We start from the raw sequence: 706 nt of genomic DNA on the forward strand, positions 1-706 counted from the left end.
TGCGCCGACCTCACCACTGAACGGATCGGCCAAGAACCTCTCCGCCGTCAGTTCGGGCCGGTTCAGATAGCCACGCGCGACCCCCGCCCCGCCAATGTAGAGCTCTCCCACCGCTCCCAACGGAACGGGCGCGCCATGACCATCGAGCAGATACACACGCGTGTTCGCAATCGGACGGCCGATATGCGGCACTGCGTTTTCGATGGAGAGCCGTCCCGAGGTCGCCACGACCGTAGCTTCAGTAGGGCCATAGTTGTTTATCAGCTTTAAAGGCGGTGTTAGAGACGCGGGCATACGGTGGAGACGATCACCGCCAACAAGCAAGTACTCCAATGTGGGATTTACCAGCTTGTCTTCCAACGCGATTGTGGCCAGCGGCGTGATCAGAAAGGCGACTTCGAGCGATTGATCACGCCACCATTCTAGCAGGCGGAGCGAATCTCCCGCTGCCGCTCTGGGAGGTAGAAGCAATGTGCTGCCGTTGTATAACGCAGTCCATAGCTCCCAAGTGCTGGCATCGAATGCTAGTCCGGCAGTGAGTGCGCAACAGGTTTCTGGTTGAAGACAAAACGTTTGCACATGCCAAGCTATCAGATTGACTAATCCGCGATGCTCGATCATGACTCCCTTTGGGGTGCCGGTAGATCCCGAGGTGTAGATCACATAGGCGAGATGGCGCGAGGTCAGGCCAAGCGCGCGCGGGTCG

General features: G+C 58.5%; 1 protein-coding gene. It reads right to left on the minus strand.

Annotation, left to right across the window (positions count from 1 at the left end):
• Positions 1-687: AMP-binding protein (locus IVB50_RS09535; protein ID WP_276577028.1), on the minus strand; the 687-nt coding region annotated here is incomplete at its 3' end.
• Positions 688-706 lie beyond the last annotated feature (19 nt).

It is taken from the genome of Bradyrhizobium sp. 87 (genome assembly GCF_023073015.1).
GTDB lineage: Bacteria > Pseudomonadota > Alphaproteobacteria > Rhizobiales > Xanthobacteraceae > Bradyrhizobium > Bradyrhizobium canariense_D.